We start from the raw sequence: 17824 nt of genomic DNA on the forward strand, positions 1-17824 counted from the left end.
CGTGATCAAAGGGGGACTTTTTAAACTACCTCTATAAGGAGATAGATAATATGAAAAAGGCATTGATCGTTTGGGGCGGCTGGGACGGACATGAACCAGAGCAGGTAGCGACCATCTTCAAAAACGCTCTTCTGGAGCATCAATTCGAGGTTGAGGTTGCCGACACGCTTGATGCATATGCAGATGCCGAGAAATTGCTCGGGCTTGATCTGATCGTTCCCGTATGGACGATGGGCGAGATTTCTCAGGAACTCGTTAACAATGTATCGGCAGCGGTCCAGGCCGGAACTGGATTAGCTGGATGCCATGGCGGCATGTGCGACTCCTTCCGCAACAATGTAGATTGGCAATTTATGACCGGTGGGCAATGGGTGGCTCATCCGGGCAATGATGGTGTGGAGTACAAGGTAGAGATCAAATCCTCCTCCAGCCCACTCGTCGAAGGCGTGTCTGATTTCATGGTAAGTACAGAGCAATATTATTTGCATGTTGATCCCGCCGTTGAAGTATTGGCTACGACTCGTTTCCCTGTCATTGACGGTCCGCATCGCCTGAATAAAGCGGTGGATATGCCTGTCGTGTGGACGAAGCGTTGGGGACTGGGAAGAGTATATTATAACTCTCTTGGCCACCATGCCGACATCGTCGACCTTCCTCCAGTGAAGGAGTTAATGACCCGTGGAATGCTCTGGGCGGCCGAGGGCAAGCAGCTGACGCTGAACGATGGAGCGGCCTTGAGCGGCAAAGCATACACAGGCATGGGTGACAATCAGTACAACAACGCATAAGAGGGGAAATGAACATGAACAGCGTAAAGGTTGGCATTATTGGATGCGGCAAAATTAGCGACATATATATGGAGAATTGCGCCAAGTTCGGAGTTATTGAGCTGAGCGCCTGCGCTGACCTTGACGTGGAACGGGCCAAGACGCAAGCTGCTAAATACAACATTCCTCGCGCATGCTCTACCGAGGAACTGCTTAGCGACCCGGATATTTCGATTATTATTAATTTGACCATTCCGGCTGCTCATACGGAGATATGCTTAAGGGCGCTTGAAGCCGGCAAACATGTGTATGTAGAGAAGCCATTGGCGGTTACACGTGAAGAAGGGCAGCGTATTCTACAAGCTGCGAAGCAGAGAGGACTACTCGTTGGCAGTGCACCGGAGACCTTCCTTGGAGCGGGTATTCAGACGGCGCTGAAGCTGATCGAAGACGGGGCCATTGGTCGTCCGATGTCAGCGACAGCCTTCATGATGAGCCGGGGACATGAACACTGGCATCCCGATCCGGAATTCTACTATGCCCATGGCGGAGGACCGATGTTTGATATGGGGCCTTATTATTTGACAGCGCTGATTCAATTGCTTGGTCCTATCTCCAGGATCGCTGGAATTACCGGAATGGCTCTGCAGGAGCGGACAATCTCGAGTGAGAAGAAGAACGGCAAGAAAATCCCTGTGGAAATACCTACTCATGTTGCCGGAACGCTTGAATTCAACAGCGGAGCGATTGCATCGCTGATCATGAGCTTCGATATTTTTGGCGGCAGTAGTCTGCCTCCGATAGAGATTCATGGGACGGACGGAACGATGCTCGTTCCCGATCCGAATACCTTCGGCGGTCCGGTCAAGTACCGTAGGCTTGGAGAAACCGAATGGAATGAGGTCCCGCTGTTGGCCGGGTATAGCGAGAATACTCGCGGGATAGGCGTCGCTGATATGGCCTATGCCCTGCAATCCGGTCGCCCGCACCGTGCCAATGGAGAGATGGCTTACCATGTGCTCGAAGCGATGTGGGGCTTCCACGATTCCTCGGACTCCGGGCAATATTATCAAATGCAGAGTACCTGTGCCCGCCCGGCACCGTTACCGCTAGAGCTTCAGCCTTATACTCTGGATTAACGGAATATACACATATACACATTATCCGAAAAAAAGAGCGAGATTCCCGGCCTGAATGGCCCGGGCTCGCTCTTTCTTATGGGTCTAATTACTTCATTAGATGCCTTTCGCCTGGCGGTAAGCATCCACGTAAGCTGCAGCCTTCTTGCGGATCAACGAGAAGTCCTTGTTCTTCACTGCTTCGTTCGTCAGATCGGAGCCGATTCCTACGGCAACGGCACCGGCTTTGATCCACTCGCCCAGGTTATCCAGCGATACTCCACCGGTTGGCATAATGTTTGCCTGTGGCAATGGACCCTTGATGGCTTTGATTACGGATGGCTCGTACAGGTTGCCTGGGAACAGCTTCACGATGTCTGCTCCAAGTTCGAGCGCCTCGTTAATTTCCTTAATAGTCATTGTTCCCGGCATTACTGGAACACGATATCTGTTGCACAAAGTAACCGTCTCAGGGCTAAGGAATGGTGACACTACGAATTCTGCACCGCTAAGAATTGCGGCACGAGCTGTCTCTGCATCCAGGACCGTCCCTACACCAATAATCGCATAAGTGGCCTTATCCGTTGAATTAGATTTATATTTGCGGGACAATTCCTCAATCGCTTTCAACGCAAATGGAACTGTCATCGTAATCTCAATGACTTTAATTCCGCCGGCGATCGCTTCCTCGGCCATAGCGACAACTTCCTCTGCCGTCTCAGCGCGAAGCACTGCAACGACACCTTCTTGCGCAATCTTCTGGATCAGCTGGATTTTCTTCATAATGGTTTCTCCTCACCCTCATGTATGTTCTGGATTTTGATAGTTGCCTAAAGGACAAAACATATCTCTCTCAAAAAACAGACTTTCCGATAATGAATTTTCCTTCTCGGCCGTTTCTTTTGAACCTAAATGGGTTCATTTCCGTTCATAAATCCACAATACTCCATTTTGAGCCGTATATCCACAGTTTATTTCTGGCTTGTAAGACTACTGAGCGTTAATTGCTCAATAACAGCAGCTTATTAACACTAACAACTAAGTCTCATTATTGAAAGGAATCCAGCCTTCAGGGCCCTATCTCATTTCATTGGCAATACCTAACCCTTACCACATTGAAAAACGGGAGTATACGTAATATAATCATTAATAATTAACATATATATTAATCATATGAGGAGGCTCGCCATGAAACTGGATCTTACCGAACGGTCATTGCCTGTCTACGAAGCGCTGTCCAGCTCTGTTCGTCTGAAGATCATGACTCTACTGGCCGAGAAGCCGCTGAATATCAAAGAGCTTGCAGAAGCTCTGAATTTAAGCAGCGCGATAATGACGATGCATGTTCGCAAGCTGGAGAACGCTAACCTCATCAGCAGTCATATGGCCCCTGGACGAAGCGGTCTGCAGAAAATATGCACCTTGTCCGCTGACGGCATCGAGATTATTTTCCCCAATAAAGTGCAGAACGAACGAAAAAGCTACCGCACGGAAATTCCGGTAGGCCATTATTCTGACTTCCAAATTGAGCCGACCTGCGGTCTAGCTACGACCGAGCATATGATCGGCGGCTTCGATGACCCCCGTTTCTTCTGGGATCACGAGCGGATGAATGCCGGCATCCTCTGGTTCGGGAAAGGTTATGTAGAATATAAAATCCCTAACTTCCTGTTGGCAAGCCAGAACCCGGAGGAGCTGGTCATCTCGATGGAAATCGCTTCAGAAGCCCCTGAGACGAACAATGACTGGCCTTCAGATATTACCTTCACCTTGAACGGAGTCAAGCTCGGCACCTGGACAAGCCCCGGCGATTTCGGCGATCAGCGCGGAAAATATACACCAAAATGGTGGGCGAATCATATCAACCAATATGGCCTGCTCAAGCAGCTACGCGTTACGGGAGAAGGCACTTTTATAGATAGCCTGAAAATTTCAGAGATCACGCTAAATGACGTGAATATCCGCGGGAAGCAGTGGACCTTCAGGCTTTCTGTAGAAGAAGATGCCCGTCATATTGGCGGCCTTACGCTGTTTGGCAAAGGCTTCGGCAATTATAACGAGCATCTTATATCAGAACTTTATTATACTTGAACGCATGCACCTGGCTGCGCAGAGAGAATGGAGTTCTTAGGTTAGGTATCGTTCACCACAGCGCCCCGCCCGGCATCGGACAGCTCTTCCGCTTCAGCTTGGCGGCAACGGGAATGATGCAACCGCAGACCGTACAGTTAATCCCATCCTGCAGCTTAACGCAACTATTGCAAATTCGCAGCCGCTCATCATATACCTCATCTTCCACACATTGATCAGAGGTGAACATCGGAGAGGCCAACATGCGCTGGATGCTCTCCTCTGTCACTTGATACTCCTCCCGGCAGCCTTTGCATCCGTTATTTCGCGTGTCCATCCTATACCTTCGCCACTTGCTGCTTGATCTCCAGCACCGTGACTGACATCGGCGGCAATTGTACTTTCAGCTTGCTGCCCTCTAGTACAAAGGCATTAAAAGGCTGTGGAACAACCTGGTCCGGATGTTCAAACGTATTGTGGGCGTCGATCTCGGCAGCGGCTAATATCGTACCAGATACGCTGAGTCCCTCGCTCCTCTCATCTATGCCACGCAGGTCGATAGTCAGGTCACTGTCATCCGCATGGTTCAGATTACACAGACTTATATGGATAGCACCTTCCTGATCCACGGAGGCCGAAGCCGATACAGCGGGGATATCCCGGCCATTATGACGATAAGCTTCACTCTCGAAAGTGAATTCGACTCTCTCAGCGTCCTGATGCACTTTGAACATATCAAATACATGGTAGGTTGGCGTCAAGAGCATTCGCTCCCCTTCCGTCAAGATCAACGCTTGCAGCACATTGACCATTTGGGCGATATTCGCCATTCTTACCCGATCATTGTGCTGATGAAAAATGTTGAGGGTAACGCCGGCAACCAGCGCATCTCGGATGGAGTTCTGCTGATACAAATAACCCGGCATCGATCCTGGCTCGCTATTGTACCAGGTTCCCCATTCATCTACGATCAGTCCGATCCGTTTATCAGGATCATATTGGTCCATAATCGCACTATGCCGAGTAATCAGTTCGTCCATATGCAGTGCTTGCTCCAGCGTAGTGAACCATTCATCCGTATTAAAACCGGTTGCGTCTCCTTTATTCTCCCAGTTCGGACCTAGAATCGTATAATAGTGCAGTGTAATCGAATCCATGAATGAAGACGCTTCGCGCATGAGAACTTCCATCCAGCCATAATCATTCCCATTAGGACCACAGGCGATCCGATGAATCTTATTCTCGCCGTAATTGCGGACGTAGGTCTGATACTGACGATAGAGATCCGCATAATATTCCGGGCGCATATTACCGCCACAGCCCCAGTTCTCGTTGCCAACACCCCAATATTTCACCGTCCACGGCTCCGCCTGTCCGTTCGCGGCACGCATGGAAGACATTGGTGACTCCCCACCGAACGTTAGATACTCTACCCATTCGGACATTTCCCGCACTGTCCCGCTGCCTACATTCCCATTTATGTAAGCGTCACAGCCCAGCAACTCACACAACATCATAAACTCGTGAGTCCCGAAATGGTTATTTTCGATAGCACCTCCCCATAACTTGTTAATCATTCGTTTGCGTGTCTCTCGCGGACCAATCCCATCCTCCCAATGGTAATCATCTGCAAAGCAACCGCCTGGCCACCGCAAGACCGGGATCTTGATGCGCTGCAGCGCTTTCAACACATCGTTCCTAATCCCCTTGGTATTTGGAATTGGTGAATCCTCGCCTACCCAGATGCCTTCATAGATCCCTCTGCCCAAATGCTCGGAGAAATGTCCGTAAATCTCTTTATGGATAAGTCCTTTTCGCAAATCTGCATTTAACACAGCACTAGAAGCCATTGTCTCCCGTCCCTTCATTTGATTAATAAATATATTAATTAATAAATATAATCATTAATATTATAATGAAGCTCTTACAAATTCGTCAATGCAGTCCATGCTTATTACGTATCGAATCTCAATATTTTCACGTGCAACTAAAATAAACTTATAAATAAACCAAAATGAACTTGATAAATGAACATAAATGGAGTAAATTGAACATTAAAGAACTTATTATTTTGTAAAGGGGACTATTCACATGGAAAGACGTTATGCTTCTCATCCAAATGAGGTTAAGCAATTCGATACGGAGCGCCTGCGCGAGGAATTTCATATTCCAACTTTATTTACAGCTGACAAACTAGAACTCGTATTGACTCATGAAGACCGTATGATCATTGGCGGAGCACATCCGGTTAATGAAGCAGTTAGATTGGAGACGGATCTGAAAGAACTCGGTGTATCCTTCTTCCTGGAGCGCCGCGAGCTTGGTATCATTAATATCGGCGGAGCAGGAAGCGTTACTGTAGACGGAACGGTATACGAACTGGATAATAAAGAATGCTTATTCGTAGGCATGGGCAGCAAAGAAGTTATTTTCAACAGCAAGGACGCTGCAAAGCCAGCTAAGTTCTATTTGAACTCCGCTCCGGCTCATAAAGAATTCCCTACCGCCAAAGCTACGCTCGAAGATTCAGAATCCGCTGAACTGGGTTCCATCACAAATTCTAACGAACGTAGAATCTATCGCTTCATTCACGAGAACGGAATTCAAAGCTCGCAGCTGGTTATGGGTTTGACCATCCTCAAGCCGGGCAATATGTGGAATACGATGCCAGCTCACGTGCACCCTCGTCGGATGGAAGCCTATGTGTACTTCGACCTTCCTGAGGATGCTGTAGTCGTCCACATGATGGGTGAGCCTACTGAGACAAGACATATCGTTATGAGAAATGATGAAGCTGTTATCTCCCCTAGCTGGTCTGTGCATAGTGGTGTTGGCACAAGCAACTACGCCTTCATCTGGAGCATGGCTGGAGACAACAAAATCTACTCCGATATGGACCCAGTAGATATGAAAGAGTTAAAATAAAGGTTCAAAGATGTTTGAAAAGAAATGAGGCTAGTTAGATGAACCCGATCCGACGTTACGAGAAGATCATGGAAGTATTGTTGATGAATAAAGAGGTTACGGTAGCAGAGCTGAGCGAGCGACTGCAGGTAACAGGGAAGACGATCCGTGAGGATCTGTCTAAATTGGAGGAACAGGGGCTGATTCGCCGCATCCATGGGGGAGCGATTCTTGCCCAGGACGATCAATTCGGTATTCTGCCTTCCAAAGAACCGCTTGCCAAAAATGCAGACGCCAAGGTTGAGATCGCCTATGAAGCGATCCGCCATATCGCCAGAAATGACATTATCGCCCTTGACGGTGGCAGCACAACGCTTGAAATTGCCCGCCGTCTGGATAATCAGCCGCTTACGGTAGTTACCAACGACGTCTATATCATTAGTGAACTTGCAACTAAAGACCAGATCCTTCTCGTCGTTCCCGGAGGATATCGGGTTCGCAATATGCTCGCCGGCTCGGAAGCGAACTCCTACGTCCGGCAGCTCAATATTCAGAAAGCATTCATATCGACGACAGGCGTTCATCCAGAACATGGCCTATCCATATATACCGGTGATTTAATTGATTTCAAGCGTGCATTAATCGATACCGCCCGTGAGACGTTTGCCGTTATCGATCATCATAAATTCGGACAATCCGCTCTGCGGACCTTTGCATCCCTCGACGAGATCAGCGCAATCATAACCGACCGCGGACTTACAGCCGAGATTGCTAAACCCTACAAGGATATGGGAATCCGAATTTTGACCAGCGGCTACGAACAAGGTGAATCCAATCCATGAAGGAGAGTTATATCTAATGAACTTATTCGATCTATCCGGCAAGACTGCTCTTGTAACCGGCGCAGCCGGCGGACTGGGCCAAGGCATCGCATTAGGACTTGCTGAAGCAGGAGCAGACATTGTCTGTGCTTCTTACAGCTCCAGCGAAGAGACTGTAAAGGCCGCTCAAGCATTAGGCCGCAAAGCCTCCGATATTACTGTTGACTTAAGCGATCACTCTATTTTGCAACAAACTTTCGACAAGGCTCTTGAACTGACCGGACATGTAGATATTCTTGTGAACAATGCCGGGATTATTCGTCGTACTCCAGCCAAGGATCACAGCGAGAAAGACTGGTTTGACGTTATTGATATTAACCTCAACACTGTATTCCTTCTGTCACAAATCGTTGGCAGACACATGATTGAGAGAGGCAGCGGCAAAATGATTAACATTTGCTCGATGCTCTCCTACCAAGGTGGAATTAATGTACCAGGCTATACTGCGTCCAAGCACGGTGTTGCGGGTCTGACAAAGGCATTTGCCAATGAGTGGGCAGCAAGCGGTCTGCAAATCAACGGCATTGCTCCTGGCTATATGGCTACCAACAATACTGCTCCAATCCTCGCGGACGAAGAGAGAACGGCTTCGATCACCGAGAGAATTCCTGCAGGACGTTGGGGAACTCCTGACGACGTGAAGGGTCCTGCCGTATTCCTGGCTTCCTCGGCTTCCGATTACCTGAACGGTCATGTTCTGTGTGTCGATGGCGGATGGATGGCAAGATAATCTCCTGCTAAACCAAGAGCTGCCTGCAGTCCTTCAGGGACTGTGGCAGCTCTTGGTTATTTTATAAGAATAGACGGCTTAACCATTGGATGCACAGATCCATCCAGGTTGCCACATGAGGATCAATCTGCCCTTCATCTGTAGCCGTAAGCTTGGTAGCCAGCGATAATCCATGCGGTCCTTCCGGATAGATGTGCAGTTCAAACGGAATGCCATGTCTGCGCATCGCTTGTGCAAACAGCAGGCTGTTCTCCACCGGAACTGCCGTGTCCTCGAATGTATGCCAGATGAACGCCGGTGGCGTCTTCTCACTCACCTGCTCCTCCAAAGACATCTCAGTAAGCAGCGCTTCCTCCGGATCCTCACCTAGCAGATTGTCAAAAGAGCCCCGATGTGCATGCTCCCCGCCTGAAATCACCGGATAGCTTAGAATTAATGCATTCGGTCGATAAATGTCCGCTCCCTGGTCCTGTTCATCCTGAAGCAGCGGGTTATCCCAGTGAACCCCCAGGCTTGCTGCCAAGTGGCCGCCAGCGGAAAATCCACAGACCGCAATCTTATCGGTAAGAATATTCCATTCTTCCGCATTCTCCCGAAGTATACGAATGGCCTTGGACACGTCCAGCAATGGCTGCGGGTGCTTCCTTGGGGCTACACTATAATACAATACAAAGGCATGGAACCCGGCTGCATTGAACTCTAGAGCGATCGGTTCCGCTTCACGCTCAGATGTGAATCCATAGCCACCGCCGGGACAGATCAGAACCGCCCCTCTTTTTTGCTCGCCTTTTAGAATGTAAGTCTCTATTTTAGGGGTAAAACCGTCCTCCAGTTGGCCAGCATATGTACCCTGATCCCATATTTCAACGATTTTCTCGATCATCTTGTCCTCTCCTCTATGCCGTATATCCCTCATTATACTGCAAATTGTTACTTAAGGAGAATGAAAAAAAGCCCTTAAAAGGGCCTAGTATTATTGTAAAGTACTTTCATGCTCTACTCCCAAAGGGGAGAGGACGGAACTGTGCCGCCCCCTCCTACTCGATTTATTGAAGGCTCCACAAAGCAGGCACATTAGCAGGTTCCCAACCAGCAAGCGACGTATGTGGCTGTAGGCATTTATACACTTTTCCGTTATAGGTCACCAAATCGTCTTTGACGTATGCCTTATTGGCCACCCATGCATCAACGGTTGGCGTAGAGGCATCGGTTGTAACTGTCACGACATTGCTAGCTGCTGAGACGTTGCCCGCCGCGTCTTTGGCTATGACTGTAAAGGTATAAGTCGTGTTTGGTGTTAAGTTATTAATGACGGCTGTAAGCGTCGTACCGTTGACGGAAGCGGCCAGCGTGGAAACGTTATAGACATCGTAGCCTGTAACACCCACGTTATCTGTGGAAGCCCCCCAAGCCAGGGTTACGCTCGTTTGAGTTTTTGCCGTGGAGGTTAGATTTGCAGGAGCGGTAGGAGGAACTGTATCCGGTGCCGTTGGTGTCGTAGTCACGACGTTGCTGGCTGCTGACACATTGCCCGCCGCGTCTTTCGCCTTCACGTAGAAGGATACGGCACTGCCCGCTGGAAGACCTGTTACGGTGAATGTTGTTGTCGTAGAGCTGCCGATCAGATTCGAACCTTGATAGATGTCATATCCGGTTACACCGATATTATCTGTAGACGCTGTCCAGGTTAATGTTGCGGATGTTGAAGTTTGTGCAGTAATGGTGAGATTCGCAGGCACGCTTGGTGGTTGCGTATCTGCAGGTGGAGCAGATTGAAGCTGCCATAATGTTGGAGCGGCTGTAGGCTCCCAACCTTGGATGGAAGTGTGAGCATAAGTACATTTGTAGAGGTTCCCGTTATAAGTAACATAAGCTCCAACTGCATACGCGGTATTGGGTTGCCATGCAGGGAAGACCGGATCGGTTGGCGTCGTGACAGAGATAGAGTCGCTAGGGGCAGAAGGGTTGCCAGACAGATCTCTGGCAATAACATGGAAGTTGTAAGTTGTTCCTGGGGAAAGTTCAGTGATGGTCTCCGTTGTACTTTCAGTTGATTTAACAAGTGCGCCATTCTGGTAAATGTCGTAGCCGGCGATATCGTCGTTATCAGTTGAAGCACCCCAACTTAGTTTGACCGTCGTTTTTGTCTTGGCTAAGGCGACAAGATTGGTCGGAGTGGTTGGAGGTTGATTATCGAGGATTGGTGGTGAAGTGGTGACCGAAAGGGCATTGCTGGCTGCGGATGAGTTGCCCGCCGCATCTCTTGCTTTGACCGTAAAGATATACGTTGTGCTGCCTGTTAATCCTTTGATGAGTGCGGTTGTTGTCGCTCCGTCAACCGATAGAACAAGCGTGCCATTTTTATAAATATCATAAGCCATAACGCCTACATTATCTGTTGAAGGGCTCCAGCTTAATGTGACCTTCTTATCGCCGTGACCTGTATCAACCAAATTTGTAGGTGCTGTTGGCGGAACTGTATCCACTGGCGGAGTGGCTTGACTCAGGTCAGCAGCAACTTTATCCAACAGCTTAGGCCCTGTGCAGTTGAACTTTGGACTTGTGCGACAATCGGAGCTGAATTCCCAGAACATAGCGCCGGCGAGATTGTTGTTCTTGATGTATTCAGTCTTATAACCGATGGATTCCGTATCATCATAAGAGATAAAGATTTTTGTCGTTGGATTGTAGAGATAAGGAACCTTGGCAATGCTGTTGAAATAACGAGTATACCCGTTTTTATTTACATAGTTCGCGGCGAGATCTCCGTAATCAAACACCCCTGTATTTCCGGAGTTGGTATCATCCCAAGTTCCGTTTGGAGCCCATTTGAACACAGAACCGTTATCTTCCGCGCAAGTCTGGTATTGACCGTCATTATTCGGCCCTGGAGGGCAGTTCTTCCAGCTTCGAGCCATGAACTCTAACCCGACAACGAGTTTATTCAAAGGTACGCCAGCGTTTTTATAAGCTTGGATTGCACCGTCCACGAAGAAACCGTTGCTGTAGTATGGATCGCTAGGATCACCATAGAGACCGGTGTTATGACTAGTCGTAGCTTCAAAAGAACCGCCGTGGAAGTCATAAGTCATAATATTGATCCAATCGACGATTTGAGCAATTTTGCCCAGCTCTGTGTTATCGACGAATTTTTGACTCGCTCCGGAAGCGATGGTAAGGATGTAATGTTTGCCATCCTCGGCTCCTGCTACATCCAGCTGGTTACGGATTTCTTGAAGCAGCAAGGTGTAGTTTTGTTTATCCTCCGGTCGGTAGCTGTTGCCTTTGATGGCTTCAACATTCGGATATTCCCAGTCGAGGTCAACCCCATCAAACCCATAGGCTCGAAGCGCATCGACGGCGGATTTAGCGAAGTTCTTTCGAGTTTGATCGGATGCCGCGGTATCGGAGAAGCGATTGGACCATGTCCATCCCCCGACCGACAGGATCGTCTTCAATTGCGGATTTTTTGCCTTCAAATTCCGTAAGGCTCCAAAGTTACCGCAAGCCGCATCGGCCCAGCAACCGGTTGTTGGCCCGCCAGGTGTAGGGCGCAAGGCATCGGCATCAGGATCGCCAAGTACGATACTGCCATTGGGAACATTACCGGATTGAAGTGGAATACCGGATACCGTACAAGGCCATGTATTTTTGTTCGGGTTGTCTATAGCTGTAGAACCATTACCATGTTTACCATCCCAACAAATATCAGCAAACGCATAGTTGATGTGTGTAATTTTAGAAACATCGATATCGGTAACATTATAGCTCCGGCCGTAAACTCCCCAAGATGGAAAATATCCGACGATTTTATAGTTTCCGTTTGGAGTGGCTGCGCTTGCATTTTGTGCACCAATGCCGGATACGAACGACACGATGATCAGTAACAAGCAGATCCAGGCCATTCCAACTTTTTTTAATACCTTGCTGTAAACCATGCATTCTCCTCCTTTTTTGTACAACAGGTACCCATACTCTGCGTTTGTTTGCTATTTGAATGCTGAATAGACACGCCCTCGGTCAATGATGCTGCGAATCACAAATAAAAAGGCCTCACCCCCTTTCAAGTGGGAAGCAGTAAGTCACTAGGCATGGTATATGGAGAAAAAAATATTGTGGAGTAATTACAGCAAAGAACAAAGAACACGTATGTGGAAATACAGCAAAACTAGAGTGTAAATCCTTTAGGCATGGGGCATTGGGTTTGATCAGAGTGAACATTTAAATGGGTGTTAATGGGGTGATATAGCATTTCACTTCGCAGAATGAAGCTAGGGGAGATACGAAACACACGCTGAGGTTGCGATTTGGTACGAAAGTATTTATATGGCATGGAAAATAAAATATGACTCCAATGGGACGGAATTTAGCGTGATTGTGGTGTCCGTTACAGATCATAAAAAAAGTGGTGGGTCAGTTTATCCGTCCCCCACTTTTATTTAAGCCTTTCACCTTATTTCTATTTCCACCATTCGTCATAAGGTGCCACTGGCATCTGACGCTTATGCTCGCTGCGTAAATAGCGTTCCTCAATACTGGCCTCGGTCTTAGCATCTACTGCTGCGCCAGTTAAATAATCGTCCAGCGCTTTATAGGTAATGCCAAGCTCCGCTTCATCGGACTGCTGCGGCTTGTCATCAAGCAGATCGGCCGTAGGGACCTTCAAATACAGACGCTCCGTCGCATTCAATTCCTTAAGCAGCTCACGTCCCTGGTCCTTCGTAAGACCGGCCAGTGGCACGAGGTCTGCGCCGCCGTCGCCAAATTTCGTATAGAAGCCGGTTACAGCCTCGGCTGCATGATCCGTACCGATGACAAGACAGCCCGTCTCCCCGCCGATCGCGTATTGGACCATCATCCGCATACGCGCCTTAGCATTGCCCTTGTTGAAATCAGACATCGGATAACCGATCGACTGCTTGACCTGATCGGCAAAGGCGAGTACCGGCTCCTGGATGTTAACGACCAGAGATTGGTCCGGCCGGATAAAAGCCAGCGCCTCGGCCGCATCCGCCTCATCCTGCTGTGCCCCATAAGGCAAGCGCACCGCATAGAATGTCGCTTCGTAGCCTTCAGCCCGCAGCTCCTCGACCGCAAGTTGGGCCAACCGGCCGGCAAGTGTCGAATCCTGCCCCCCGCTGATCCCGAGGACGAAGCCCTTGGCTCTCGTCTTGCGGCAGTACGCCTTCAGGAAATCAATCCGCTGTCGGATCTCCTCCTTGGCGTGAATGACCGGCTTCACATGCAGCGCTTTAATAACTTGTTGTTGAATGCTCATATTATTGATGGCTCCTCTCTATTTATATAGTTGGTGCTGTTTAATATAGGAATAGCAGCTGTCCGGCATCAGATACCGCGGCTCTCCGCCTAATCTGAACTCGTCACGAATATAGGTGGAGCTGATCTCCATCGCCAGCCCTTTATCGATAAGATGGAACGTTTGTCCGTCATCGCTATTTCGCAGAATAGGCGACTTGCTGATCGCCGAGAGCATATTGATCCCATCCCTGGCCATAACGATGAACTTGTTCTCACGGATGAGTTCCTCGGATTTTTTCCATTTTCCCTCACCGATATCAAGCAGCAGATCCGCCCCCATTATAAAATAAATCTCATCCTCCGGATATTTTGCCTTGAAGTGCTTAAGCGTTATATACGTCGCAATCTCCCAGCCTGGCTGCTTCATTTCATAATCATCGGCAACAAATCTGTCATTCCCCTGGATCGCCATCATGATCATGTTCCAGCGATGCTCATCGCTCACATGCATCGTCTTGTCTGGACGCTTGCTTGAACAGGGCAGAAAAATAACCTGATCCAGCTTGCAGCGATGCATCACCGTACTTGCCGTCCACAAATGCACGTTCGTGATCGGATCAAAGGACGATCCGTAGATTCCTATCTTGGCCATCGCCCGATTCCTCCCCCTGATCTCGAAGTAGCACTTATGCTTGGACTCTCCGGCTGACCTGCTGCCTGATCTCGGCGATCAGCCGCATTTTGTTATCCCAGCATGCCTGGCTTAAATCTACGGGATACTCGGCCGGATTCAGCATTCGCTTGTATTCATCCCATAGCAGCTCCAGATTCTGAGCCGCAAATCGCTGAATCTCGGGTAGCTCTGGCAGCTTATAGACCAGTTCGCCAGCCTTGAAGATCGTACGATGCAGCTCACGCGCTTCAAAATTAGTTATGAACTTGGCGACATGGGTATGCACCGGATGGAACATCTTCAGCGGATCCTCCTGCTGTGGATTTTCATGCTCCAGCGCGATATAATCGCCTTCCGATTTCTGATTGCCCTTATTGATGATGCGGAACACTTTCTTACGGCCAGGCGTCGTCACTTTCTCCGGATTCGAGCTGATCTTGATCGTATCCTGCATTTGGCCGTTCTCATCCTCAATGGCGATCAATTTATATACCGCCCCCAGGGCTGGCTGGTCATAAGCCGTGATCAGCTTGGTTCCAACTCCCCATACATCGATCTTCGCACCTTGAGCCTTCAGGTTCATGATCGTATGCTCATCCAGATCATTGGTCGCGTAAATCTTGGCCTGCTTGAAGCCTGCCGCGTCAAGCATCTTGCGCGCTTCCTTCGACAAATAGGCCAGGTCCCCGCTATCGAGACGGATGCCAAGGAAATTAATCTTCGGGCCAAGCTCCTTGGCAACCTGAATCGCCGTAGGTACCCCTGATCTTAGCGTATCATAAGTATCCACCAGGAACACGCAATCCTTATGGGCTTCCGCATATTTGTGAAAAGCGGTGTATTCATCGCGATAGGCTTGAACCATCGCATGGGCGTGGGTACCAACCGTAGGAATCCCAAACAGCTTACCGGCCCTGACGTTGGAGGTCGCTTCGAAGCCGGCGATATAAGCAGCTCTTGCTCCCCAGATCGCGGCGTCCAACTCCTGTGCACGACGGGTTCCGAACTCCATGCTGATCTCATGGCCGATCACCTGCTTGATTCGCGAGGCCTTTGTTGCAATCAAGGTCTGGAAATTGACCATATTCAGCAGAGCCGTCTCAATCAGTTGAGCCTCGGCCAGCGGAGCCTCGATCTGCATCATCGGCTCATTGGCGAAGACGAGTTCACCTTCCTGCATCGAGCGCACGGTTCCTGTAAAACGAAGTTGTTCCAAGTAAGCGAGGAATTCCTCGCTATACCCATCATCCCGTAAATAATCGAGATCGCTCTTCGTAAACCGGAATTGTTGAAGGTACCGGATCACCCGCTCCAGCCCGGCAAAGACAGCATAACCGTTCTCGAAAGGGATTTTGCGGAAATAGACCTCGAATACAGCCTTACGTTCATGAATTTGATCCTGCCAGTAGGCCTGGGTCATATTGATTTGATATTTATCGGTATGCAGGGCATAGCTGTCATCCGCATAAGCGTCAGGCGCCAGCCGCATCTCTTTGTCAAGACTGTTCTTCATGGCTCATTCCTCCTACTTACTGAATCTCCGCTCCAAGCGATCCTTTAAAATGACGCAGCGCCCAGACATGGCCTTCCTGATCAAAGCTGGCTACAGCTGCTTCATGGATAACGATATGAAATCCTCTATTATAAGCATCAACTGCCGTGTGCAATACACAAATATCCGTGCATACCCCGACCAAATGAAGTTCAGTTATTCCCCTGGCGCGGAGCTGCAGTTCAAGATCCGTTCCTGTAAACGCGCTGTACCTCGTCTTATCCATCCAATACACATTCTCAGATGCCTTATTCAGCTGATAGACCTCCTCCAATGCGCCATACAGCTCGCGTCCATTCGTTCCTTCAAGATTATGCGGTGGGAATAGTTTAGTCTCGGGATGAAGCTGATCCCCTTGTCTATGAAGATCAATCGCGAACACAACATAATCATTATTGCCAATAAACTGTTTGGTAATGTTGACCATCGCCTGCTCAATCGCCTGCCCTGGCTTCCCACAGGTCAGCGCTCCATCATCGGCCACGAAATCATTCGTGTAATCAATATTGATTAATGCTCTCTTCTTCACTTCTGTCATCCTGAATACCTCCCTGATTTTACTTTCAATTCAATGCGAGTTCAAAAGGGTCGATTTTCAGCACCGAGAAGGTTGGATAAAGCTTGGGAGTGAGGAGCGGAGCGTACGTATTGGGTACGTGAGCACCGGAAGTCCCAGCTGAATTCAAGATTCGATGCCGAGCCCACTTCCTGATTCACTTCGTGATCAAAAGCGGACTTTTTGAACTACCTTTAGTATGGTAAAGCGAGTGATTCGCTTCCGAAGCTTTCTCTACAAAGCGATACAATTGCGTCGGCTTCTTAGAGGTTCGGGTTGTTTTCTTGCCGGGAACCTCCTTAATGAATGGTAGTGATTTTATTTTACGGGCAAAAGATGCGTCCAGTGCAATCGCCGAATCATCGGTAACGGTAAGCAGTACTGCCTGCAGCTCAGAGTATGTAAACTCTTCGGGAAGGAACTCCTTTGCCGCGGTCGTCTCCAGCAGTTTGCGACGAATCACGTTGATCGCATCACGGATAATCTGTTCATGATCAAAAGCCAGCTCCAGCTTCAGGACATCCTCAACCGGAAATAGCTCGACTTCACTAGCATCATCACCACTCTGACGATGCTTCAGAAGATGCTCCGGCACGATGGCATAATGTGCATTGGAGATAATCCATCCCCGCGGATCACGCCCCGGAGCGTCATATACGCCATAATGCTCCAGATGAATGCTGTCTACTCCGGTCTCCTCCTTCAATTCTCTAGCAGCCGACTGGAACGCCGTCTCATCCGGGTTCACAAAGCCTCCGGGCAGCGCCCATTTGCCAGCTTCTATATTCGGACGCCCTTCACTATCCGTCATGCTCCGCTTGATAAGCATAATATACAGCTTCATAACCGGAGGTTTAAAAGGCTCAGGCTGACCTGATAGGATTGTAAACACCGCGATATCAGACGTATATCCATCCGGTGTCCGGTATTTCTTGACGTCATAGTGCTGCAGTGCCTGTTCATTGGATATCACGCAGCGGACCTCCTTTATTAACATTTAACAAATTGTTAATTGTAATTATACTGACCCCATTCGGCAATGTCAACCATATTTATGCAATTTGGGCTGTTGCGGGCATGAAGAACCGCCAGGGAAGTTCCCTGACGGTTTTTATTTGAGGAAAATAAGTGCTCATTTACAACTATATGCCCTTTTATTCCCTAAACAGAAAAAATAACTGCAGTTATACAACTATTCGAATGTTTTCTCTTTAGATCGGAGCTTAATTAGGGAAATAGTTATATATGCCTCACGGCCCCCTAATAAAAGTGGAGTCTTTCCCTCCAATAAATTAGACTATTTATAAAGGGGAG

16 protein-coding genes are annotated in these 17824 nt (G+C 48.8%); 6 read left to right on the plus strand and 10 right to left on the minus strand.

The window, feature by feature from the left end; translation table 11 throughout:
* Positions 1 to 50 precede the first annotated feature (50 nt).
* Both ABD014_RS22065 and ABD014_RS22070 read left to right on the plus strand, forming a co-directional pair.
* Entirely contained in the window at positions 51 to 788 is a 738-nt protein-coding gene (locus ABD014_RS22065) for a ThuA domain-containing protein (protein ID WP_343864936.1), read from the plus strand.
* A 14-nt stretch (positions 789 to 802) separates the two neighbouring features.
* The gene (locus tag ABD014_RS22070; RefSeq protein WP_343864938.1) at positions 803 to 1906 is read left to right on the plus strand and encodes a Gfo/Idh/MocA family protein; all 1104 of its coding nucleotides are present in this window, start codon (positions 803 to 805) and stop codon (positions 1904 to 1906) included.
* 96 nt (positions 1907 to 2002) lie between these two features.
* Here ABD014_RS22070 and ABD014_RS22075 read toward each other — a convergent pair whose 3' ends face one another.
* On the minus strand, positions 2003 to 2668 hold the full coding sequence (locus tag ABD014_RS22075; RefSeq protein ID WP_343864940.1) for a bifunctional 2-keto-4-hydroxyglutarate aldolase/2-keto-3-deoxy-6-phosphogluconate aldolase: 666 nt from the start codon (positions 2666 to 2668) through the stop codon (positions 2003 to 2005).
* Positions 2669 to 3073: 405 nt separating this feature from the next.
* Between ABD014_RS22075 and ABD014_RS22080 the strand changes: the two genes are divergently transcribed.
* Positions 3074 to 3976 carry an ArsR/SmtB family transcription factor gene (locus tag ABD014_RS22080; RefSeq protein ID WP_343864942.1) on the plus strand — a complete coding sequence of 301 codons (903 nt, stop codon included), beginning with the start codon at positions 3074 to 3076 and terminating at the stop codon, positions 3974 to 3976.
* 52 nt (positions 3977 to 4028) lie between these two features.
* Here the strand turns inward: ABD014_RS22080 and ABD014_RS22085 are convergent, their stop codons facing one another.
* Together ABD014_RS22085 and ABD014_RS22090 are read right to left on the minus strand one after the other, a co-directional pair.
* Positions 4029 to 4292: a DUF6171 family protein gene (locus ABD014_RS22085; protein WP_343864944.1), complete on the minus strand. Its 264-nt coding sequence runs from the start codon at positions 4290 to 4292 to the stop codon at positions 4029 to 4031.
* 1 nt (position 4293) lies between these two features.
* On the minus strand, positions 4294 to 5805 hold the full coding sequence (locus ABD014_RS22090) for an alpha-N-arabinofuranosidase (RefSeq protein ID WP_343864946.1): 1512 nt from the start codon (positions 5803 to 5805) through the stop codon (positions 4294 to 4296).
* Between the two features lie 241 nt (positions 5806 to 6046).
* On the opposite strand from ABD014_RS22090, the gene kduI reads away from it, so the two are divergent.
* From kduI to kduD, 3 genes are read left to right on the plus strand one after another with little or no spacing between them, the layout of a single operon-like run.
* Positions 6047 to 6880 (plus strand): 5-dehydro-4-deoxy-D-glucuronate isomerase, encoded by an 834-nt coding sequence (gene kduI / locus ABD014_RS22095; protein ID WP_343864948.1) that lies wholly within the window; start codon positions 6047 to 6049, stop codon positions 6878 to 6880.
* A gap of 38 nt (positions 6881 to 6918) precedes the next feature.
* On the plus strand, positions 6919 to 7701 hold the full coding sequence (locus ABD014_RS22100; protein WP_343864949.1) for a DeoR/GlpR family DNA-binding transcription regulator: 783 nt from the start codon (positions 6919 to 6921) through the stop codon (positions 7699 to 7701).
* Between the two features lie 16 nt (positions 7702 to 7717).
* Entirely contained in the window at positions 7718 to 8470 is a 753-nt protein-coding gene (gene kduD, locus ABD014_RS22105; protein WP_343864951.1) for a 2-dehydro-3-deoxy-D-gluconate 5-dehydrogenase KduD, read from the plus strand.
* Positions 8471 to 8531: 61 nt separating this feature from the next.
* On the opposite strand, the gene ABD014_RS22110 is transcribed toward kduD, so the two are convergent.
* The 7 genes from ABD014_RS22110 to ABD014_RS22140 all read right to left on the minus strand — a co-directional run bounded on the left by ABD014_RS22110 (position 8532) and on the right by ABD014_RS22140 (position 17480).
* Positions 8532 to 9353, minus strand: coding sequence for an alpha/beta hydrolase (locus tag ABD014_RS22110; protein ID WP_343864952.1), 822 nt, complete (start codon positions 9351 to 9353; stop codon positions 8532 to 8534).
* A gap of 163 nt (positions 9354 to 9516) precedes the next feature.
* A complete protein-coding gene (locus tag ABD014_RS22115; RefSeq protein WP_379341324.1) occupies positions 9517 to 12408 on the minus strand; it encodes a glycosyl hydrolase family 18 protein in 2892 nt (963 codons plus the stop codon).
* Between the two features lie 521 nt (positions 12409 to 12929).
* The gene (gene nadE, locus ABD014_RS22120; protein WP_343864954.1) at positions 12930 to 13748 is read right to left on the minus strand and encodes an ammonia-dependent NAD(+) synthetase; all 819 of its coding nucleotides are present in this window, start codon (positions 13746 to 13748) and stop codon (positions 12930 to 12932) included.
* Positions 13749 to 13766: 18 nt separating this feature from the next.
* Entirely contained in the window at positions 13767 to 14381 is a 615-nt protein-coding gene (gene nadD, locus ABD014_RS22125) for a nicotinate (nicotinamide) nucleotide adenylyltransferase (RefSeq protein WP_343864955.1), read from the minus strand.
* A 34-nt stretch (positions 14382 to 14415) separates the two neighbouring features.
* Positions 14416 to 15915: a nicotinate phosphoribosyltransferase gene (locus tag ABD014_RS22130; protein WP_343864956.1), complete on the minus strand. Its 1500-nt coding sequence runs from the start codon at positions 15913 to 15915 to the stop codon at positions 14416 to 14418.
* Positions 15916 to 15931: 16 nt separating this feature from the next.
* Positions 15932 to 16492 (minus strand): cysteine hydrolase family protein, encoded by a 561-nt coding sequence (locus tag ABD014_RS22135; protein WP_343864957.1) that lies wholly within the window; start codon positions 16490 to 16492, stop codon positions 15932 to 15934.
* Between the two features lie 175 nt (positions 16493 to 16667).
* The gene (locus tag ABD014_RS22140; RefSeq protein ID WP_343864965.1) at positions 16668 to 17480 is read right to left on the minus strand and encodes an NUDIX hydrolase; all 813 of its coding nucleotides are present in this window, start codon (positions 17478 to 17480) and stop codon (positions 16668 to 16670) included.
* Positions 17481 to 17824 lie beyond the last annotated feature (344 nt).

Origin of the sequence: Paenibacillus motobuensis, assembly GCF_039521865.1 — a bacterium.
In the GTDB taxonomy this organism is placed as follows: domain Bacteria; phylum Bacillota; class Bacilli; order Paenibacillales; family Paenibacillaceae; genus Fontibacillus; species Fontibacillus motobuensis.